Origin of the sequence: Ensifer sp. ENS03 (assembly GCF_014852035.1) — a bacterium.
Classification (GTDB): domain Bacteria; phylum Pseudomonadota; class Alphaproteobacteria; order Rhizobiales; family Rhizobiaceae; genus Ensifer; species Ensifer adhaerens.
This window is the reverse complement of the sequence record NZ_JACVAV010000006.1, coordinates 241,758-258,377: the sequence shown is the minus strand read 5'-3', so window position 1 is coordinate 258,377 and position 16,620 is coordinate 241,758. Positions and strand designations below refer to the sequence as shown.

16 protein-coding genes are annotated in these 16,620 nt (G+C 58.0%); 9 read left to right on the top strand and 7 right to left on the bottom strand.

Annotated features, from left to right (window positions below; all coding sequences use genetic code 11):
- Positions 1 to 32: 32 nt before the first annotated feature.
- The 3 genes from IB263_RS21580 (at position 33) to IB263_RS21570 (ending at position 2,866) form a co-directional block, all read left to right on the top strand.
- Positions 33 to 1,421 (top strand): aspartate aminotransferase family protein, encoded by a 1,389-nt coding sequence (locus IB263_RS21580; RefSeq protein WP_113293849.1) that lies wholly within the window; start codon positions 33 to 35, stop codon positions 1,419 to 1,421.
- 274 nt (positions 1,422 to 1,695) lie between these two features.
- The gene (locus IB263_RS21575; RefSeq protein WP_060516660.1) at positions 1,696 to 2,160 is read left to right on the top strand and encodes a transposase; all 465 of its coding nucleotides are present in this window, start codon (positions 1,696 to 1,698) and stop codon (positions 2,158 to 2,160) included.
- Between the two features lie 133 nt (positions 2,161 to 2,293).
- Entirely contained in the window at positions 2,294 to 2,866 is a 573-nt protein-coding gene (locus tag IB263_RS21570; protein WP_063891210.1) for a hypothetical protein, read from the top strand.
- Positions 2,867 to 3,180: 314 nt separating this feature from the next.
- On the opposite strand, the gene IB263_RS21565 is transcribed toward IB263_RS21570, so the two are convergent.
- The 7 genes from IB263_RS21565 to IB263_RS21535 form a co-directional block, all read right to left on the bottom strand.
- Complete coding sequence (locus tag IB263_RS21565; protein WP_210188555.1) at positions 3,181 to 3,549, bottom strand: response regulator; 369 nt, start codon at positions 3,547 to 3,549, stop codon at positions 3,181 to 3,183.
- A 35-nt stretch (positions 3,550 to 3,584) separates the two neighbouring features.
- Positions 3,585 to 5,099 (bottom strand): sensor histidine kinase, encoded by a 1,515-nt coding sequence (locus IB263_RS21560; RefSeq protein ID WP_192438982.1) that lies wholly within the window; start codon positions 5,097 to 5,099, stop codon positions 3,585 to 3,587.
- A gap of 335 nt (positions 5,100 to 5,434) precedes the next feature.
- Positions 5,435 to 6,493, bottom strand: a complete 1,059-nt coding sequence (locus IB263_RS21555) for a response regulator (RefSeq protein ID WP_060516671.1) — start codon at positions 6,491 to 6,493, stop codon at positions 5,435 to 5,437.
- 8 nt (positions 6,494 to 6,501) lie between these two features.
- Complete coding sequence (locus IB263_RS21550) at positions 6,502 to 7,068, bottom strand: chemotaxis protein CheB (protein WP_192438981.1); 567 nt, start codon at positions 7,066 to 7,068, stop codon at positions 6,502 to 6,504.
- Positions 7,065 to 7,904: a protein-glutamate O-methyltransferase CheR gene (locus IB263_RS21545; RefSeq protein WP_034794888.1), complete on the bottom strand. Its 840-nt coding sequence runs from the start codon at positions 7,902 to 7,904 to the stop codon at positions 7,065 to 7,067. The genes IB263_RS21550 and IB263_RS21545 overlap by 4 nt, the downstream gene beginning before the upstream one ends.
- Positions 7,901 to 11,347: a response regulator gene (locus tag IB263_RS21540; RefSeq protein WP_192438980.1), complete on the bottom strand. Its 3,447-nt coding sequence runs from the start codon at positions 11,345 to 11,347 to the stop codon at positions 7,901 to 7,903. The genes IB263_RS21545 and IB263_RS21540 overlap by 4 nt, the downstream gene beginning before the upstream one ends.
- Before the next feature lie 377 nt (positions 11,348 to 11,724).
- Complete coding sequence (locus IB263_RS21535; RefSeq protein ID WP_110819379.1) at positions 11,725 to 12,750, bottom strand: PAS domain S-box protein; 1,026 nt, start codon at positions 12,748 to 12,750, stop codon at positions 11,725 to 11,727.
- 315 nt (positions 12,751 to 13,065) lie between these two features.
- On the opposite strand from IB263_RS21535, the gene IB263_RS21530 reads away from it, so the two are divergent.
- The 6 genes from IB263_RS21530 to IB263_RS21505 all read left to right on the top strand — a co-directional run bounded on the left by IB263_RS21530 (position 13,066) and on the right by IB263_RS21505 (position 16,479).
- Positions 13,066 to 13,923 carry a TIGR02587 family membrane protein gene (locus IB263_RS21530; protein WP_110819378.1) on the top strand — a complete coding sequence of 286 codons (858 nt, stop codon included), beginning with the start codon at positions 13,066 to 13,068 and terminating at the stop codon, positions 13,921 to 13,923.
- Between the two features lie 8 nt (positions 13,924 to 13,931).
- Positions 13,932 to 14,339 (top strand): TIGR02588 family protein, encoded by a 408-nt coding sequence (locus IB263_RS21525; protein WP_060516686.1) that lies wholly within the window; start codon positions 13,932 to 13,934, stop codon positions 14,337 to 14,339.
- 80 nt (positions 14,340 to 14,419) lie between these two features.
- Entirely contained in the window at positions 14,420 to 14,872 is a 453-nt protein-coding gene (locus IB263_RS21520; RefSeq protein ID WP_110819377.1) for a pyridoxamine 5'-phosphate oxidase family protein, read from the top strand.
- Between the two features lie 245 nt (positions 14,873 to 15,117).
- Positions 15,118 to 15,369: a hypothetical protein gene (locus tag IB263_RS21515; protein ID WP_034794901.1), complete on the top strand. Its 252-nt coding sequence runs from the start codon at positions 15,118 to 15,120 to the stop codon at positions 15,367 to 15,369.
- A gap of 168 nt (positions 15,370 to 15,537) precedes the next feature.
- A complete protein-coding gene (locus tag IB263_RS21510) occupies positions 15,538 to 15,858 on the top strand; it encodes a PepSY domain-containing protein (RefSeq protein ID WP_060530546.1) in 321 nt (106 codons plus the stop codon).
- 21 nt (positions 15,859 to 15,879) lie between these two features.
- Positions 15,880 to 16,479, top strand: a complete 600-nt coding sequence (locus IB263_RS21505) for a general stress protein (protein WP_060530547.1) — start codon at positions 15,880 to 15,882, stop codon at positions 16,477 to 16,479.
- Positions 16,480 to 16,620: the final 141 nt, after the last annotated feature.

The window sequence follows — 16,620 nt, the reverse complement described above, 5'->3', positions numbered from 1 at the left end:
GGCGCCACATTTCATACGCGAAAGGAAAGACCATGCTCGAAAAAAGCAACGAACTCAGCGCCTGGGACCGTGATCACTTCTTCCACCCCTCCACGCATATGGGCATGCATGCGCGTGGTGAAACACCGACCCGGGTGATCGGCGGCGGCGAAGGTGTGTATATTACCGACACCGGCGGCAGGACGAGCCTTGATGCCTTTGCTGGCCTTTATTGCGTCAATGTGGGCTACGGCCGGCAGAAGATCGCAGACGCGATCGCCGAGCAGGCGAAGAACCTTGCTTATTATCACGCCTATGTCGGCCACGGTACGGAAGCGTCGATCACGCTTTCCAAGATGATCATCGATCGTGCGCCGGCGGGCATGAGCCGCGTCTATTTCGGTCTTTCAGGCTCCGATGCCAACGAGACCAACATCAAGCTGATCTGGTACTACAACAACATCCTTGGCCGGCCGGAAAAGAAGAAGATCATCTCCCGCTGGCGCGGCTATCACGGCTCCGGCGTCATGACGGGCTCCCTGACCGGCTTGCATCTATTCCACAACGCCTTCGACCTGCCGCGCGCGCCGATCCTGCACACCGAAGCACCCTACTTCTTCCGACGCCCCGATCGCTCGATGGATGAAGAGCAGTTCTCGCAATATTGCGCCGACAAGCTCGAGGAGATGATCCTTGCGGAAGGACCGGAGACGATCGCCGCCCTCATCGGCGAGCCGATCCTCGGTACTGGCGGCATCGTGCCGCCGCCGAAGGGCTACTGGCAGAAGGTCCAGGCTGTGCTCGAAAAATACGACATCCTGCTCGTCGCAGACGAGGTGGTGACCGGCTTCGGCCGTCTCGGCACGATGTTCGGATCGGACCACTACGGCATGAAGCCCGACCTCATCACCATTGCCAAGGGTTTGACCTCGGCCTACGCGCCGCTTTCCGGCACGATCGTATCGGATAAGATGTGGCAGGTGCTGGTGCAAGGATCTGACGAACTGGGCGCGATCGGCCATGGCTGGACCTATTCCGCCCATCCGATCTGTGCGGCCGCGGGGGTCGCCAACCTCGAACTGATCGACGAGTTGGGCCTGGTTGAAAATGCCGACAGCACGGGCGCTTATTTCCGCTCCGAACTGACGAAGGCACTCGCTGACCACAGACATGTGGGCGAAATACGTGGCGATGGCCTGATGGCCGCAATTGAGTTCGTCGAGGATAAGGACGACCGGGTATTTTTCGATCCGGCAAAGAAGATCGGCCCGCAAGTTGCGGCTGCCCTGCTTGAGCGCGGCGTCATCGGGCGGGCCATGCCGCAAGGTGATATCCTCGGCTTTGCGCCACCGCTTTGCCTCACAAAGGATGAGGCCAATGTTGTGGTGAAAGCGGCGGTCGAGGCCGTCACATCTGTCCTTGGCAAAGCAAAGGCAAGATGAGTGCAGATGCCAATACACGCAATTTGAACCTTGTTGTCGATGGGGAAGTGCTACGCCGCCCCATCGACAACCGTTGAGCCAGCAGTGCAATGGAAGCCCTATTGGCGAACGCCGATCTCGACCCTCGGGTCTAACGTCGAGCTGTTCCGGCATGGAAAACATCTAGCCAATCCGTATACCCTATTGGATCGGCACCAAAAATCGACCGGCAAGTAATGTTGACTCTGGTCTTCACTCGGTTGAAAAAAGGGCGACCATAAAAAAGGGATCACTCATGCCTGACGAAAACACGACGCCAACCACCCTGGTTGCGGAGGACGCAACGACTGTGCACACACCCGAGCGAGCAAAGCGAAGCGCGACGAAGCGTCAGAAAGCGGCTGGGGAAACCACACGGGCGACTTCGAAGGCAACAGCATCAACGCAACCCACCAAGTCCCGTAAGTTCAGCGAACAAGATAAACTCGAGAAGCTGAGGCAGATCGGGGCCCAGGTCGCAGACGGCACGAGCACGATCAAAGATGCGATTAAAAGCGCAGGAATATCCGAGCAGACCTACTATAATTGGAAGGGTAGCTTAAAGGCGGATGATAAGACGAGCAAAAAGCCCGCGTCGGCCAGCGACGAGTTCGCCGAACTGGTGAAGCTCGACGCCGAGAACCAGAAGCTGCGAAAACTCCTGGCGGAAAAACTGCGCACTGAGAATGCCGACCTGCGCAAGAGGCTTGGCATAGATTGAGGCCCGGAGAAGCCACGCGCTGAGCGCTGTGGCTCCACCGCTCCTTTGGCGGGCGGCTGATTTGCGAGGTTGCACCCGACGTTGTGCAGCCGATCATGCCGCAGCACGTCGATCTACATTGGGTTCAAACTATATGAAAACGCCACAACGCAGGTTCGTTGTTGAGTTCAAGTCCGGCCGCCGTCAGCCAAAAGTGCAAGCGGGTTCGATCTGGGGCAACACAGATCTCAAGACCCTTGCGCGCGAGGTTGAAAACGAAGCGGCTCATCTGTTCGGCCGTCAAGAATTGAATGCCGACGGCGGCATTGATCCCGCCTCTGATGCTCATGTCCCGAGTTTTGTTGACGAACCGGCCGTGATCACGGCGCCCGAGCCGGCGAATGAGGTGGCTGACCAGGTCGCTGCGGCGCATTTAATTTCCAATGTCGCTGATGAAGCTCGCGAGACCGCAATCGGCCCGCTCACTGTCGCCAGGACCCGCGGTTTACCGAAACGCGCCAGCGGGAAGCATCCTCCCCGCCCCTCCCCGAGGACCGCTTCGCAACCTACAGAGCAACAGTCGGATCTGGAGTCGAGATCGGCGCCAACGATGCTCTTGGAAGAGTTGGTTTCACTTGATGCGGAAAACAGCCGCCTCCGAAAACTGCTGGGGGAACAACTCCGTGCGCAGAACGTAACTCTCAAGAAGATGCTGGAACGGTTTTAGTTTCCGTTCCTTCGTTGACGCTGAGTTCCGCGACGGCCCGCGTCCAAGTGACGATCATTCGTGTCGATGGCACACAGATTGTAGATCCTTCCTCGATGACGTCGACGGAGCTCGGAGCTGCGCTGGCCTTCTTTTGGAGTGGCCTGCGACGGTCATGGAAACAGACGCCCCCCCGTCAGCGAGCAGGGCAACATTGCCGATCTGTAAGCCGGTGCAGGCCAAGAGCCACCATCGCGCCAAATGACGTTAGGCAATCGCACCAGAGGAGGCCGAAAGGACGGGCAGGCTACCTCGGGGCAGGGCATTCATTCTGATCACACGGATGAAGATGCCTCCCCGTTCTTCTGCTCAAGTACCGCGTCCAGCGCTTCCACCAGGACAGAGTTCGAAAACGGCTTGGAGAGAACTGGAGCTGTGTGGCTGGTCCCAAGCAAGGCCGACGTCCCATATCCGCTTAGGACAAGAAACGGAATCGATTGCTGATAACACGCGTCAGCCACGGGAAGCCCGCTGTGTCCCTGGAGGTTCATGTCGAGCACGACGACGTCGATTTTCGTCGCGTCGTTAAGTAATTGCAGCGCCCGATCCACAGTCGGAGCAAGGCCCACAATCTGCATTCCAGCCGCAAGCAGAGTGTCCTCGATTGACATTGCCACCAGCATTTCGTCTTCAACGACGAGCACTCGACGTCCCGCTAATGTTGTTGAAATTGTCAACTTTACTGCGCTCCCGAGGGCTGTTTGCTACTGAAATCCATGCTCATTGTGCATCTGAGGCCATCCGGTTCGAACCGCAGTTCGACCGGATATCCGAGTTCGTGGGCTAGACCTCGGTTTAGAACCCGTAGACCGAACCCTTGGCGGTCCGGTTCAGACGTCGGAGGTCCGCCGCGCTCCTCCCAAAGAACGCTGCATACCTCCTGGCATTGCCATGATAATGCGACCCGACCAACCTGGTTCGAAAGTGAACCGTGTTTGATCGCATTGGTCAGCAACTCGTTGAACGCCATGGAAAGCGCCAGAGCTTTTTTCGGATCGATGCGGATCGCAGCGCCTTGGATCGAGACGCGGCCGTCCTCAATCCAAGCGGTAAGAACCGTTTGAGCGATATCGCTCAGGTTTACGGCCTGCCAAGCCTCCCGCGTAAGCAAGTCGTGCGCCTTGGCAAGAACGAGCAGACGAGTGTTAAAAGCCTGGGCGAACGCCTCGGGCGTTTCGGAGCTTTTCAATGTTTGCTCCGCGAGGGAATTCACGGTAGCCAGGGTGTTCTTCACCCGATGATTGAGCTCTCCCACCAAGAGCTTCTGCCTCTTCTCCGCCCTTCTTTCCTCTGTTCGATCCCGGAAGATCTTGAGGTAGCGATCAGGCCCGCTCTCCTCGACACGAAGCATGACACCTGAGCCCCAAAACCGTGACCCATCCTTGCGATAGTGCCAACGCTCGTTCGCGGCACGTCCCGTTTCGGCCGCGGTTCGCATTTCCTGTTGTGGGATTTCCAAGGCTCGATCCTCAGGACTGAAGAAAATACTGCCGGAGAGACCAAGGACCTCGCTGTCGAGATAGCCCAAAAGGCGTTCAGCGCCACTGTTCCAGCTTGCGATCCGTCCGTCGGCGTCGAGCGTTATGATGGCATATTCGCTCGCGCTGTCGAGGATGACACGCAACCGTTCATTGGTGCGGCGAAGTCCCTCTTCGGCACGTTGATGCGCCTCTTCCGATTGCTTCCGCTCGATGCTGAACCCAAGTTGCCGGGCGATAGTGAGGCACAGGGTGGCTTCGTCAGCGGTATAGACGTGAGCGACGTCGCGGTAGGTCATGAATTTGCCAACGACGATGCCATCGACGGTCACAGGAATGAATGCGAGGGAGCGGATACCCTCCCCTCGTATGGCGTTCTTGAGCGCCTGAGGCTCGTCAGAAAGCTCTGTGTCGCTTACGAAAATGGGAATAGGATCTCGATCTCCCGGCTTCCACGGCGAGTGTCCATCAACTGCCCGACGATAGTCCTCCGAGAGCCCGCGGGAAGCGACGAATCGCATCACTCCGTGGCGGTCAAAAAGCAGGATCGAAGCCCGCGAACACCCCAGCGCCCGCTCGATCGCATCGAATGTCGCATCGAAAGCATCGGTCTCGGACTCTGCGCGGTATAGTCCGTCCGTCAATTGGAACAGCGCCTCCAACTCGTCGGCCTTCTTAATCCAGGGCGTGTCGTCGGCAGGTTCACGTTGGCTCATATGCGCCCCGCTGGGACGAGCCCGTACGGGCTCGGTTTCGATAGGGACTGCGACAACGAGCGTTTATATTTCCGCAGGCCCGGGTAAAGTTTAGGTGTGGCAGGCAGACCGGAATTCAAGCCCGAGCAGCGTCGAGTCCCATCCGCAGGGCGAATGAATATCTCTGGTCGCGCGCCCTTATAGAATGAGCGATTAACCTATTAAATGGGACGTCGGCGAGTACCGATTTTAGGAGCAACCGGGAATGGGCACTAACCCCGGTAAACTGCTCGATTAGCAGCTTTATGCCAGCACACCACAAACAAAAGTGCGTCAAGCGTCCTTGCGGGGACCGATCAGTTTTTTAAACTAGCTAGCGGGATGCGGAGCGCCAGACAAAGCCCATCTGTCCGCCAATTTCGCGCCAGCGATCCGTTCAATCCCAAGATTGCCGCTTTCTCCAACGTTGTTCCAAATCCCGTCCTTTCGGAGCTCTCGGACAACGGATGTGATCCGTGTTCACTCCACTTGACGTGAAGTTCTTCGTCGAAAGTCGAAAGGTCGATGCTCAATTGCCCCGCAGGGCCGGAAAGGGCACCATACTTGACAGCGTTGGTGGTCAGTTCGTGCAGAAGGAGCGCCATTGACGTCAGTGCCTTGTCGCCGAGGGGAGCGTCCGTTCCGGAGATCAGGATTCGAGAGCCGTGAGCGTGGTCGTGTGGCGCAACGATCGCCTTCAACAGAGCCACAACCGTCGTCGCAATATCTCCGCGATCGTCCTCCCCGACAAGGTCGGGCAGCGTAAGTTCGTGGGCGCGAGACAGTGCGTGTAGCCGCGACCGTAGATCAGCCTCTAGATCGGAAACGGTTGTGGCTTGCCTGGCGCTCACCGAGATCAACCCGGCGGTGAGGCTGAACAGGTTCTTGATGCGGTGATTGATTTCCCGCAGCAGAATATCCTTGTGCTCTGCTGCCTGCTTGAGCGCCTGCGCCTGGGCAGCGAGTTCATCTCGTTGAGCGGCGAGTTGCTGCCTTTGCCGGTACAGTTCGAAGAACACGTCGACTTTGCTTGACAGAACGTCCGGTTCAATCGGCTTTTGGATGAAGTCCACCGCGCCAGCCTCGTAGCCGCGAAAACGGCGTCGGCCGTCTGCAATACCCGCCGTCACAAAGATGATGGGAATGTGTCGCGTGCGTTCGTTGCCGCGCATCAACTCGGCAAGTTCGAAACCGTCCAGACCCGGCATCTGAACGTCGACAAGCGCGAGCGCCACGTCTTGTCGAAGCAGGATCTCAAGCGCCTGATCGCCGGACCGCGCCTTCATGAGAAGGCGATCGTCTCGGCGGAGCAGTGCCTCCAGCGATATGAGATTTTCCTCGAGGTCATCGACCAGTAGAAACGGGACGGGCTCCATAGTTGTTCTCAGACCTCTTTCAAGTATTCGGCAATGGCATCGAGCGACAGGACGAGGGCGCTCGGGCATGATTGGATTGCAGCTTCCGGCATGGCGCGAGCGTGAGCGCCTTCGGGGTTTTGCACGATCACCGTTCCGCCTGCATTGTGGACAGCCGCCAGGCCGTCTGCCCCATCTCGGTTGGCGCCGGTCAGGACAATCGCGATAAGATCCGGCCCGAAGGCATCGGCAGCACTTTCGAAAAGTATGTCGATTGACGGGCGGGAGAAGAGGACAGGCTCATCAGAGGAAAGGGACAGGTTCCTGTCCGTTTCAACGAGCAGATGATAGTCCGGCGGTGCAAAATAGATCGTGCCGTCCTCGAGCGACTGTTTGTCCTCGGCCTCCTCGACAGGCAACCGGCACTTTGCACGAAACAGGTCGGCCATAAGGCTCGGCCTGTCGGATGGAACGTGAACGACCACGATCACGGGCAACGGGAAGCTTCGCGGCAACGCCGGCAGGATTGCCGAAAGTGCTTCGACAGCCCCCGCCGAAGCGCCAATGATCACCGCTTGAGCTTTTGCTGGCGTCATTCGACACGCCTTTGGTAGATCTTCTCCTCACGCACGAAATCCGTGAACGCATCGGCATGAAGGGAAAAGCGCAAATTCTCCTTGGCGCCGAGCCCGAGGAAACCTTTGCGAGCGAGCGAGTCCTTGAAAAGACCCACCGCGCGGTCCTGAAGCGCGCGGTCGAAGTAAATCATGACGTTTCGGCACGATATGAGGTGCATTTCTGCAAAAACGGCGTCGGTCACCAGGCTGTGATCCGAAAACACGACATGGCGGCGCAAGGTCTTATCGAACAGCGCCTTGCCGTATGCCGCCTGATAGTAGTCCGACAACGATGATTTTCCACCCGATTTGCGATGGTTCTCGGTGAAAAGCTGTATCCTGTCGAGTGCATAGACGCCGGCCTCGGCCGCCTCCAGCGCTTCATGACTGATGTCAGTGGCATAGAAGATCGTTCGATCTTCGAGGCCTTCTTCGCGAAACAGGATAACCAGCGAATAAAGCTCCTCGCCGCTGCTGCAGCCAGCAATCCACACCTTCAAGGAAGGGTAGGTCCTCAAGTGGGGAACGACCTTTTCCCGGATCGCCTGGAAGTAACTCGGATCGCGAAACATCTCGCTCACCTGGACGGTCAGAAAACGCAGCAATTGCGGCAGCATTGCCTGATCGTGCAGAAGTCCCTCCTGCATCGCCGAGAAAGTATCGAACCCCAGTTGTTCGCGCGCCTTCTTCAGGCGGCGCTTGATCGAGGCCATCGCATAGTTGCGAAAGTCATAGTGATATTTGAGAAACAGTGCTTCCAGCAGCAACCGGATTTCGATGTCTTCTACCTTTTCAACGGCGGTGGCTTCGCTCATTTGGGCATCCATACACGCACCAGCGACAGCAGCCTGTCGACGTCCAGCGGCTTGGCCATGTAATCATTCGCCCCAGCCTCAATGCAGCGCTCCTGATCGTCCGGCATTGCCTTGGCGGTCAGCGCAATGATCGGCAACTTCTTCCAAGTCGGGTTCCTTCGGATTTCAGCGGTCGCGACCAAACCATCCATCACAGGCATCATGACGTCCATCAGCACGAGCTCAATCGGGCGCCCGGGGCCAGATGAAGCTTTTTCGAGAACCTCCAGTGCCTCGCGCCCGTTGCGCGCGATCTCGACGATCGCACCGCGCGGTTCAAGAATGTTGGTTAGCGCGTAGACGTTTCGGATATCATCTTCCACCACGAGAATGCGACGCCCCTCCAACAGCGCATCGCGGTTGCGCGCCTTGCGGATCATCTTTTGCTGTTCGTCCGGCAGTTCCGATATCACCTGATGCAGGAACAGGCTCACTTCATCGAGCAGTCGCTCGGGGGATTTTGCCCCCTTGATGATGATCGACTTCGAGAAGCGCCTCAACTTCTGCTCGTCATCCGCCGAGAGTTCGCGTCCAGTATAGACGATGACAGGCGGGAAGGCATAAGCGCTCTGTGAGCTCAACGTCTCCAGCAACGAATATCCCGACGCGTCAGGCAACGACAGGTCAAGCACCATGCAGTCGAAAGTCTGGTGCTTCAGGAGGTCAAGGCATTCGGCGGCGGTGCTGGCGGTCACCGTCTCGACGTCCTGGGTGCCGATCAGTTTTGCCACCGCTTCGCGCTGCACCGGATCGTCCTCGACGACCAGGACGCGATGCATTTGTTTCGTAAACCGCGCCTCGAGCTTTTGCAGAACCTTCAACAGTTCTTCTCGATTGACGGGCTTGATGGCATAACCGGCAGCCCCGAGAGAGTAGGCACTCTCGGCGTGATCGCTCCCCGACACGACATGGATCGGGATATGACGGGTCAAGACATCATGCTTCAGCCGGTCGAGGACGGCGAGGCCCGATTGGTCCGGCAACCCTATATCGAGCACGACGGCGCTTGGCATGAATTCCTTCGCAAGCAAAAGCGCCTCTTCGGCGGTTGCCGCGACAATTGCCTGGAAGCCCATTTCCCGCGACAGATCACGCACGATGCCGGCAAAAGTGTCATCATCTTCGATTACCAGCAGCACGCGTTTTGTATTTGTCAGAACATCTCGGTCGTCGTCGATCCGGCGGATCGGCCTGGGCGTAACCGTACCTGCCTTTTGCGCCGTGACCGTCGTTGCGAGCGTTCCTGGACTTGGCGCAAGAGCTGTCGGCTTGGCCACATCGAACCGTTCCCCGATGGTAACGGTAAACGTACTACCCCGTCCCGTCTGGCTTTGAAGCACGATCGTTCCGCCCAAAAGCCGCGCCAGTTGCCGAGAGATGGAAAGGCCGAGCCCGGTGCCGCCATACTTACGGCTGATTGTGCCATCGGCCTGGTGGAAGGCATCGAAGATCGCCCGCTGATGTTCCTGTGCAATTCCGATTCCGGTGTCGCTGACGGAGAAGCTAACCTTGCCCTCGCCAACCGAACCAATCACCAAGGTGACCTTGCCGGTCTCGGTGAACTTGATCGCATTTGAAAGCAAGTTCTTGAGAATTTGTTCAAGCCGCAACGGATCGGTCTCGATAGTGAGCGGACATTCCTCAGCAAGTTCAACGGAAAACCCGAGTTTCTTCTCGGTCGCCAGCGGCAGAAACACCTGACGAAGGTTGCCGGCCAGTCGCTCAAGCGAAACGGTTTCCGGCCGGATTTCGACATGCCCGGCCTCGATCTTGGAGAGATCGAGAATATCGTTGATCAGGTTCAAGAGATCATTGCCCGAGGATTGGATCGTCTTGGCAAACTTCACCTGCTCCTCAGTCAGGTTTTCGTCGGGATTGTCCGCAAGCAGCTTGGCCAAAATCAAGGAAGAGTTCAGCGGCGTGCGCAACTCGTGGGACATATTGGCAAGGAAGTCGGATTTGTATTGGCTTGCCTGCTCTAGTTCCTTCGCCTTGGCCGATATCGATACGTTCGCGCGCTCCAGCTCGTCGCGCTGAGCCTCAAGCCGCTGGGCTTGTGTTTCCAGCTGAGCATTGGTCTGCTCAAGTTCAATTTGCTGCTGCTCGAGGTGCGCCTGAGATTCCTTCAGCGCCCGCCCCTGCTCTTCAAGCTCTTCGTTTGAAACGCGCAGCTCCTCGCTTTGCGTTTGCAACTCTTCGGACTGCCGTTGCGTTTCCTCCAGCAGGTCGTGAAGCTGGCCGCGATAGGTCGCTGCCTTCACGGCAATCGCGATAGCCTCCGATGCGCGGTCAAGAAAGGTGACGATGGTCTCGTCGATTGGCCCAAGAAAGCCGAGCTCGATCACCGAATTCACTGAACCATCGACCTTTCCGGTCTGGATCGCGAGATGGCGTGGTTTGTCCATCCCAAGCCCGGAACCGAAGGCCAGGTAACCATCCGGGACATCGTCGACGACGATTGAACCCCCTTCCGCAACCGCTTGACCCAAGAGGCCTTCGCGGGGTCGAACCGTCATTGGCAAGTTCGCCTCGGGCGGAACGCCACGACTACAAGCCCGCTGGAACGAACCATCACCGCGAATGAAGATCGCACCGGCAATGGCGCCTGCGTAAGGCGCCAGGAAGTCGAGAATACTTTTGCTCAGCTGCTCGATCGACTGATCGCCCATCATCGCCGACGCCAACCCGACCTGACCAGCCTGAAGCCACTCATCCCTTCGGCGGACGATCGTGGCCTTGCGAATGAGGAGGGCGATTGCTGCGGTCAAACCAATTCCGAGAAGACCAGAAAGCAGAGTGCTGAGCCGCGCAGTCTTCTGCGCATTCTCCATTTCGGCCAATCGATCAAGGCGCACTTCCAGCTCAGCGCCCGACATGGCCGCAATCTGCGCGCGGACGGCATCCATTTCGATCTTGCCGCGATCGGAGTTTACCATCGCAATCGCCGCCTCAAGACCGTCGGCCCGTCTCCGATCGATGGTCGCCCCGAGTTCCGCGAGCTTGGCGTCCACATGTTGCCTGAGAGCCACCAGCCGCTGACTTTGGCCCGGATTGCTCGCAGTCAGTTGACCGATCTGATCGAGTTTTGGCCGAATGGCGCGAACTGCCGCGTTGTAGGGGGCAAGGTAGCCCCCACTATTGGTCAACAAAAACCCACGCTGACCGGTCTCGGCATCCTGAACAAGCGACAGCAGTTCGTCGAGAGAAACAATGGCAACGTGGGTTTGTACAATCCTCTCGTTGCCCCGTTGCAGGGCCTCCAGGTTGAGATAGGCAACGACGCTGCTTGCGACAAAAAAGAAGAGGGTGCCTGCCAGGCCGAGGGCCACGCCCGCTTCTAGGCCCAAAAGCGCGCGGAACGAGCGCGAACTCAAGCTCGATCTTCTGGTTGCGGTGGCGGACATTCAGACTCCGAGGAAAGAGCAAGCATTGAGTGGAAACAGGGACCGTGTGCTGACGGTGCGTGGCTGGATTGCGAAGACGTTCTGGTTCAGCGGCGGTTCCTGCCGAAGTCGGAATTCGACCAGCCCTGACGGATTCGCGCTGATTCTATGTTGCATTATCAAACCTGCCCGCCGAAGCGTACAAACTTTTGAAATAACAGGCCGTTTGTTCACCCGTCTGCCCCCAAAACCTTTCCCGCTAAACCGCGGAATGCTGAATTTGCGAGCTCTAACTATGGCTCCCTCGTTCTTTTTCCATCTCCCTGCCGCCACCTCATTCTCGCCAGGCACCGCCTGTCACATTTTGGTGACAGTGCACGGTGGTCACTGCAGTGATTTCACAGAGAGAAGCGCGGCCACTCCAGGAAGCGGTCCGCGGGCCCGACCAACCGCCACCGGGCAAATCCGTCTCCGTGGGCGGATTCCACCTTGGCGTTTAGGGCCTGCGGCACTGTCCTCTTTAGCACGACCGCGCCAAAACCCGAGCGCGGCAACTGATAGTCGCGACCTTCAGGGCCAGGGTGCTCATCCCAAGACATCGAAAAGGCAAGGCCTGCCGGGGAAGTGGCCAGCGCCCAGGTAATTGAAATCGTGCCGGCACGCGACCGCAATACGCCGCCCTTTGACGAATGAAGGGCTAACTCGTGGATCGCCATCCCAAGATTTTCGATTGCAGCTGGGGCAAGCGCGATGCCCGGGCCAGAAATCTGACAGAACGCTTCAGCATGAAACGCTGCGATCTGCTTTTCGACCAGGCCTCTTAGATCTGTTGCTTGCCAATCTGCCGACGCAATCAGGTCGTGGGATGCCGAAAGGGCCCATATGCGGTTTTCAAGGTCCTTCTGGAAAACCGCAGGTTCCGTTTCTTCGCTCCTGCTCTGCCGGATCATCGAAAGAATGATGGCATAGTGGTTCTTGACCCGGTGGTTGACCTCCCGCAGCAGCAGGCGAATTCGCCTTTCACGGTCCTTTGCGGATGTGATGTCGCGCGCAACCTTGGATGCTCCGATGATGCGGCCCTTGGAGTTGCGGATCGGGGAGATCGTCAGCGAAACGGTTACAAAGCTGCCGTTCTTGCGCTGCCTGACGGTTTCGAACGGTTCAATCCTTTCACCTTTGCGCAGGCGCTGCAGCAGATCTCGCTCTTCGTCGTGAAGATGAGTGGGTATGATCGTCAGGATTGATCGCCCGACCATCTCCTCGGCTGAGTAGCCGAACATGCGTTCGGCTGCGCCGTTCCAGGTTCGCACGGTACCATCGAGATCCTTGCTGACGATGGCGTCGAAGGACGACTCCACAATGGCCGCAAGCCTCGCTCGCAAGATATCTTCACTCCCCGCCTTGTCGAAAGAACCCAAGGGCATAGCTTACTGCTCCAACTTCACGAACATTCCCTTTCCCAAGGGCTACCAATCCCGTGGAAAGACGTGGACGTTGTTATTGTTCCAATGCCCTGAGCAACGAAAGCATGAGCGCTACGCGCCGGTCGCGATCACCGGAGTGCGGACGGCTGAACGGGTTCGATGTGCACTTGATCGATGCAAGCAAGGAAACGCCGACATTGAGGGGCTGGACCGGCCGGCTGGACATCAGGAACTTGCGCTGTCTCTCGACGTTACCTCTGTCAGAGAAATGCTGCCGCGTCCTTGCGAGGCCGACAGCAACCTTGAGAGGGAAAGATGACCAAGGGCGGGACGCGGGCCGATTTTGACCATGGCCGCTTTGCGAAGGGCCTCGCACGCGGCTTCGCCGGCGCGTTGCTTTTTGCGCTGCCTATGTTCCTCACGATGGAAATGTGGGAACTCGGCCTCTACATCGACCGCGACCGGCTGCTTATTTTGCTTGTGGTCAACATTCCGCTGCTTGTCCTCCTTGCGCGTCGGATCGGCTTTGAAAATGTATCGACGTGGCCCGAAGCGCTGCGAGACGCAAGCATTGCATACTGCCTGGGTATCGCGGCGAGTGTCTTTGTTCTTTTCATGATTGGCGTCCTAAAGATTGGCCAGGCCCTGCCGGAAGTGCTTGGAATGATCGCCATTCAGGCGGTCCCAGCCAGCATTGGCGCCTTGCTCGGCCGCAGCGAACTGGGGACACGAACCGAAAGCGGCGAGGACGAGAAGGATCCGATCGGCGAGACGCGGGGCGATGGTTACGGTGGCGAACTTTTTATGATGGTCGTTGGGGCTCTGTTTCTCGGTCTCAACGTCGCCCCAACCGAAGAAATGATCCTGATATCCTTTAAGATGTCGCTGTGGCACGCCATTGCCGCAATCTTGGCGTCGATCCTGCTGATGCATGGCTTCGTCTACGCCCTGTCTTTCATAGGCGGCCATGAACTCGATGAGAACACACCTGGCTGGCATGCCCTTATCCGCTTCACAACGCCGGGTTACGTCATCGCATTCGCGATCAGCCTCTATTGCCTATGGACGTTTCATCGGCTGGACGGCCTCGATCCAACACAAGCGATTGTCGCCACGGCTGTCCTCGCCTTCCCGAGCGCAATCGGCGCAGCCGCAGCGCGCCTCATTCTGTAGGTAACGTGATGGCAAAGTCCCCGAAACCAGGCTCCGTTGAAAATCGTCGAGCGCATTGGATCGAATGGACGACCGGTGCGGTTTCCACCATCCTGATCACGGCGCTTATTGGCTGGATCAGCTATCAGGCTGCAACCCAGGCCGATGGGCCTCCGGACCTCTCGGTGACGATCGTCAGCAGCGCGGGGAGTGCTGGCGGATATCTGGTCATGTTCGATGTTAACAATGCAGCCGACCGAACGGCGGCCGCCGTCGTCGTACGTGGCGAAATCACCGACAACGATAATGTCATAGAGACCGCGGAGATCACGCTTGACTACGTGCCTGCGCGATCGAAGGCGCGGGGTGGACTGATCTTTCGCAACGATCCTGCAGGTCGCTCCCGTGTTTCCGCGACCGGTTTCAGCGAACCGTGACCGACGATGTGCGCCAGGGCGGTGTCAAGGAACCTGTTTGTGCTCTCGCGGTTAGGACCTGAACGCCAACGGAGTGCACGATGACTTTGACGCTCAACGACATCTCCAACGAACTGAAGAATATCGACTTCGGCATGCTTTCGACAAAGAAGGCAGACGGAACCATCTCCAGTCGACCAATGAGCAACAATGGCGACGTGGACTATAGGGGGGACACCTGGTTCTTTTGCTTTGAGCAGTCACAAAAAATCACCGAGATCAAGGCAGATCCGAAGGTAGCCCTGACTTACACCGCTCGTCCGAGCCTTCTCGGCAAACCCGGTATTTTCATTGCAATCCAAGGGAATGCTTCGCTCGTGGGTGACAAGCAGACGTTTGCCGAGCATTGGATGAGCGAGCTTGAAAGATGGTTTCCCCAAGGCGTGGACACACCCGGTCTTTTAATGATCAAGGTTCACGCGTCGAAAGTCACCTACTGGGATGGCGATGAGACGGGGAGCATCTTCCCCCCTGACGACCACCCACAAGACTAGCGCGCAAAGCCCTCCGTCCTATTCACCGGCACCCGCGCTCGCTGTCCACTCTCAAGGCGGCCAAAAGCCCATAAAAAGCGCACATCTAGACCCACAGTTGCACGCGCTCCTAACGCACCAAACGCTTGGATGTTCCTTGAAAAAACTTCGCTTTTCGGCCCGCTATCAACGGAACAGAACGACCCGTTTTGCCGTTCAATCGCGGTGAACGCCGGTGTCGTATCGGCCCAATGGAGAACATACAAATGCTGAAACGGATTGCTACTTTCGCCCTCATCGCGGCATTTGCCAGCCCCGCTCTGGCACAGCAAAAGGTCGTTTGCGATGAAGCTTCAATCGCTAAGGCCGAACAGCAAGTCGCGCAAATCTCCGACGGCGCAAAAAAGATCGAGTCCACCAAGGAACTCACCATGGCGAGAGATGCCATGATGGCGAACGACATGGAGAAATGCACGTCGCATCTCGACAATGCCATCAAGGGCATGGACGCCATGTAGAGTCCGTCCGAAGGGAGCATTGATGCTGAAGCGCAGTGTTCCCTCAGTCTGCTGCATATAATCCATCATGCTGCTCACCGGGTCGAAACGAACGGAGATGTGGCTCTTATGATCTCAAATTTTTCCTCCGGATGCCCGCATCTCGAGGATCGAAACGAGGAACAAATCATGAAAAATATCCTGCTAGCCGCGGTCTTCCTCGGCGTATCGAGTTTGGGCGCGCTCGCGCAGACCGCCACACCTCCCGCTACAGCAGATGGTGATACGCCTGCCGTGGCAACACCAGACACCACCAATCCAACAGCGCCCGTCGCCGGCGCCAACAGTTTCACTGAAGAACAGGCCAAGGATCGCCTTACGGACGCCGGCTACACCGATGTGACCGGTCTAAAGCTCGACGACAAGGGCGTCTGGCGTGCAACTGCCTCGAAGGACGGCAAATCCATGCAGGTCGCGCTCGACTACCAGGGCAACATTGTTGCCAACTAACTCCAGAACGAGGAAATCCCCATGAAAACCGTTAGTGGACTTTTTGACGACTATTCGGACGCCCGCGCCGCTGTGTCAGCCCTTGAAGATCGCGGCGTGCCGTCGGACGACATCAGCATCGTTTCCAACAATGTTGGCGATCGGTACGGCACTGCAAACGAAAGCAACGCGGCTGAAGGCGCTGGGACAGGCGCCGGTGTCGGCGCTGCGGTCGGTGGCATTGGCGGCCTTTTGACTGGCCTTGGGGTCATGGCCATCCCGGGTGTCGGTCCGGTGGTCGCAGCCGGTTGGCTTGCCGCGACCGCGGCGGGCGCTGCCGCCGGCGCGGTAGCAGGTGGTGCCGCCGGCGGGATTATCGGAGCGATGACGGATTCGGGCGTTCCGGAAGAACATGCCCATGTCTATGCGGAAGGCGTACGGCGCGGTGGCGCGGTCGTCACGGCACGGGTCGACGACGCGCTCCAGGCGGATGCCGAAGCGATCCTACGCCGCGGTAGCTGGGTCGACCCGGTGCAGCGTCGAGCTTCTTATTCCGAGCAGGGCTGGCGGCGCTTTGATCCGACGCTCGCTCCCTATACTCCCGATGAGGTTGAACAGGAGCGGCGGCGCTACAGGCGCTGATGTCCCCAAGGCGTCTTCTCGGGTCCTAAATTCATCCGTTGCCGGCATACCGGCATAATGCCGCTGGCAACGGATAAGCATTGCCTAAACCAACGAGGCAGGGCCTGCAGTCGGCTAAACTGTCTCGAGGTTCATAGAGCC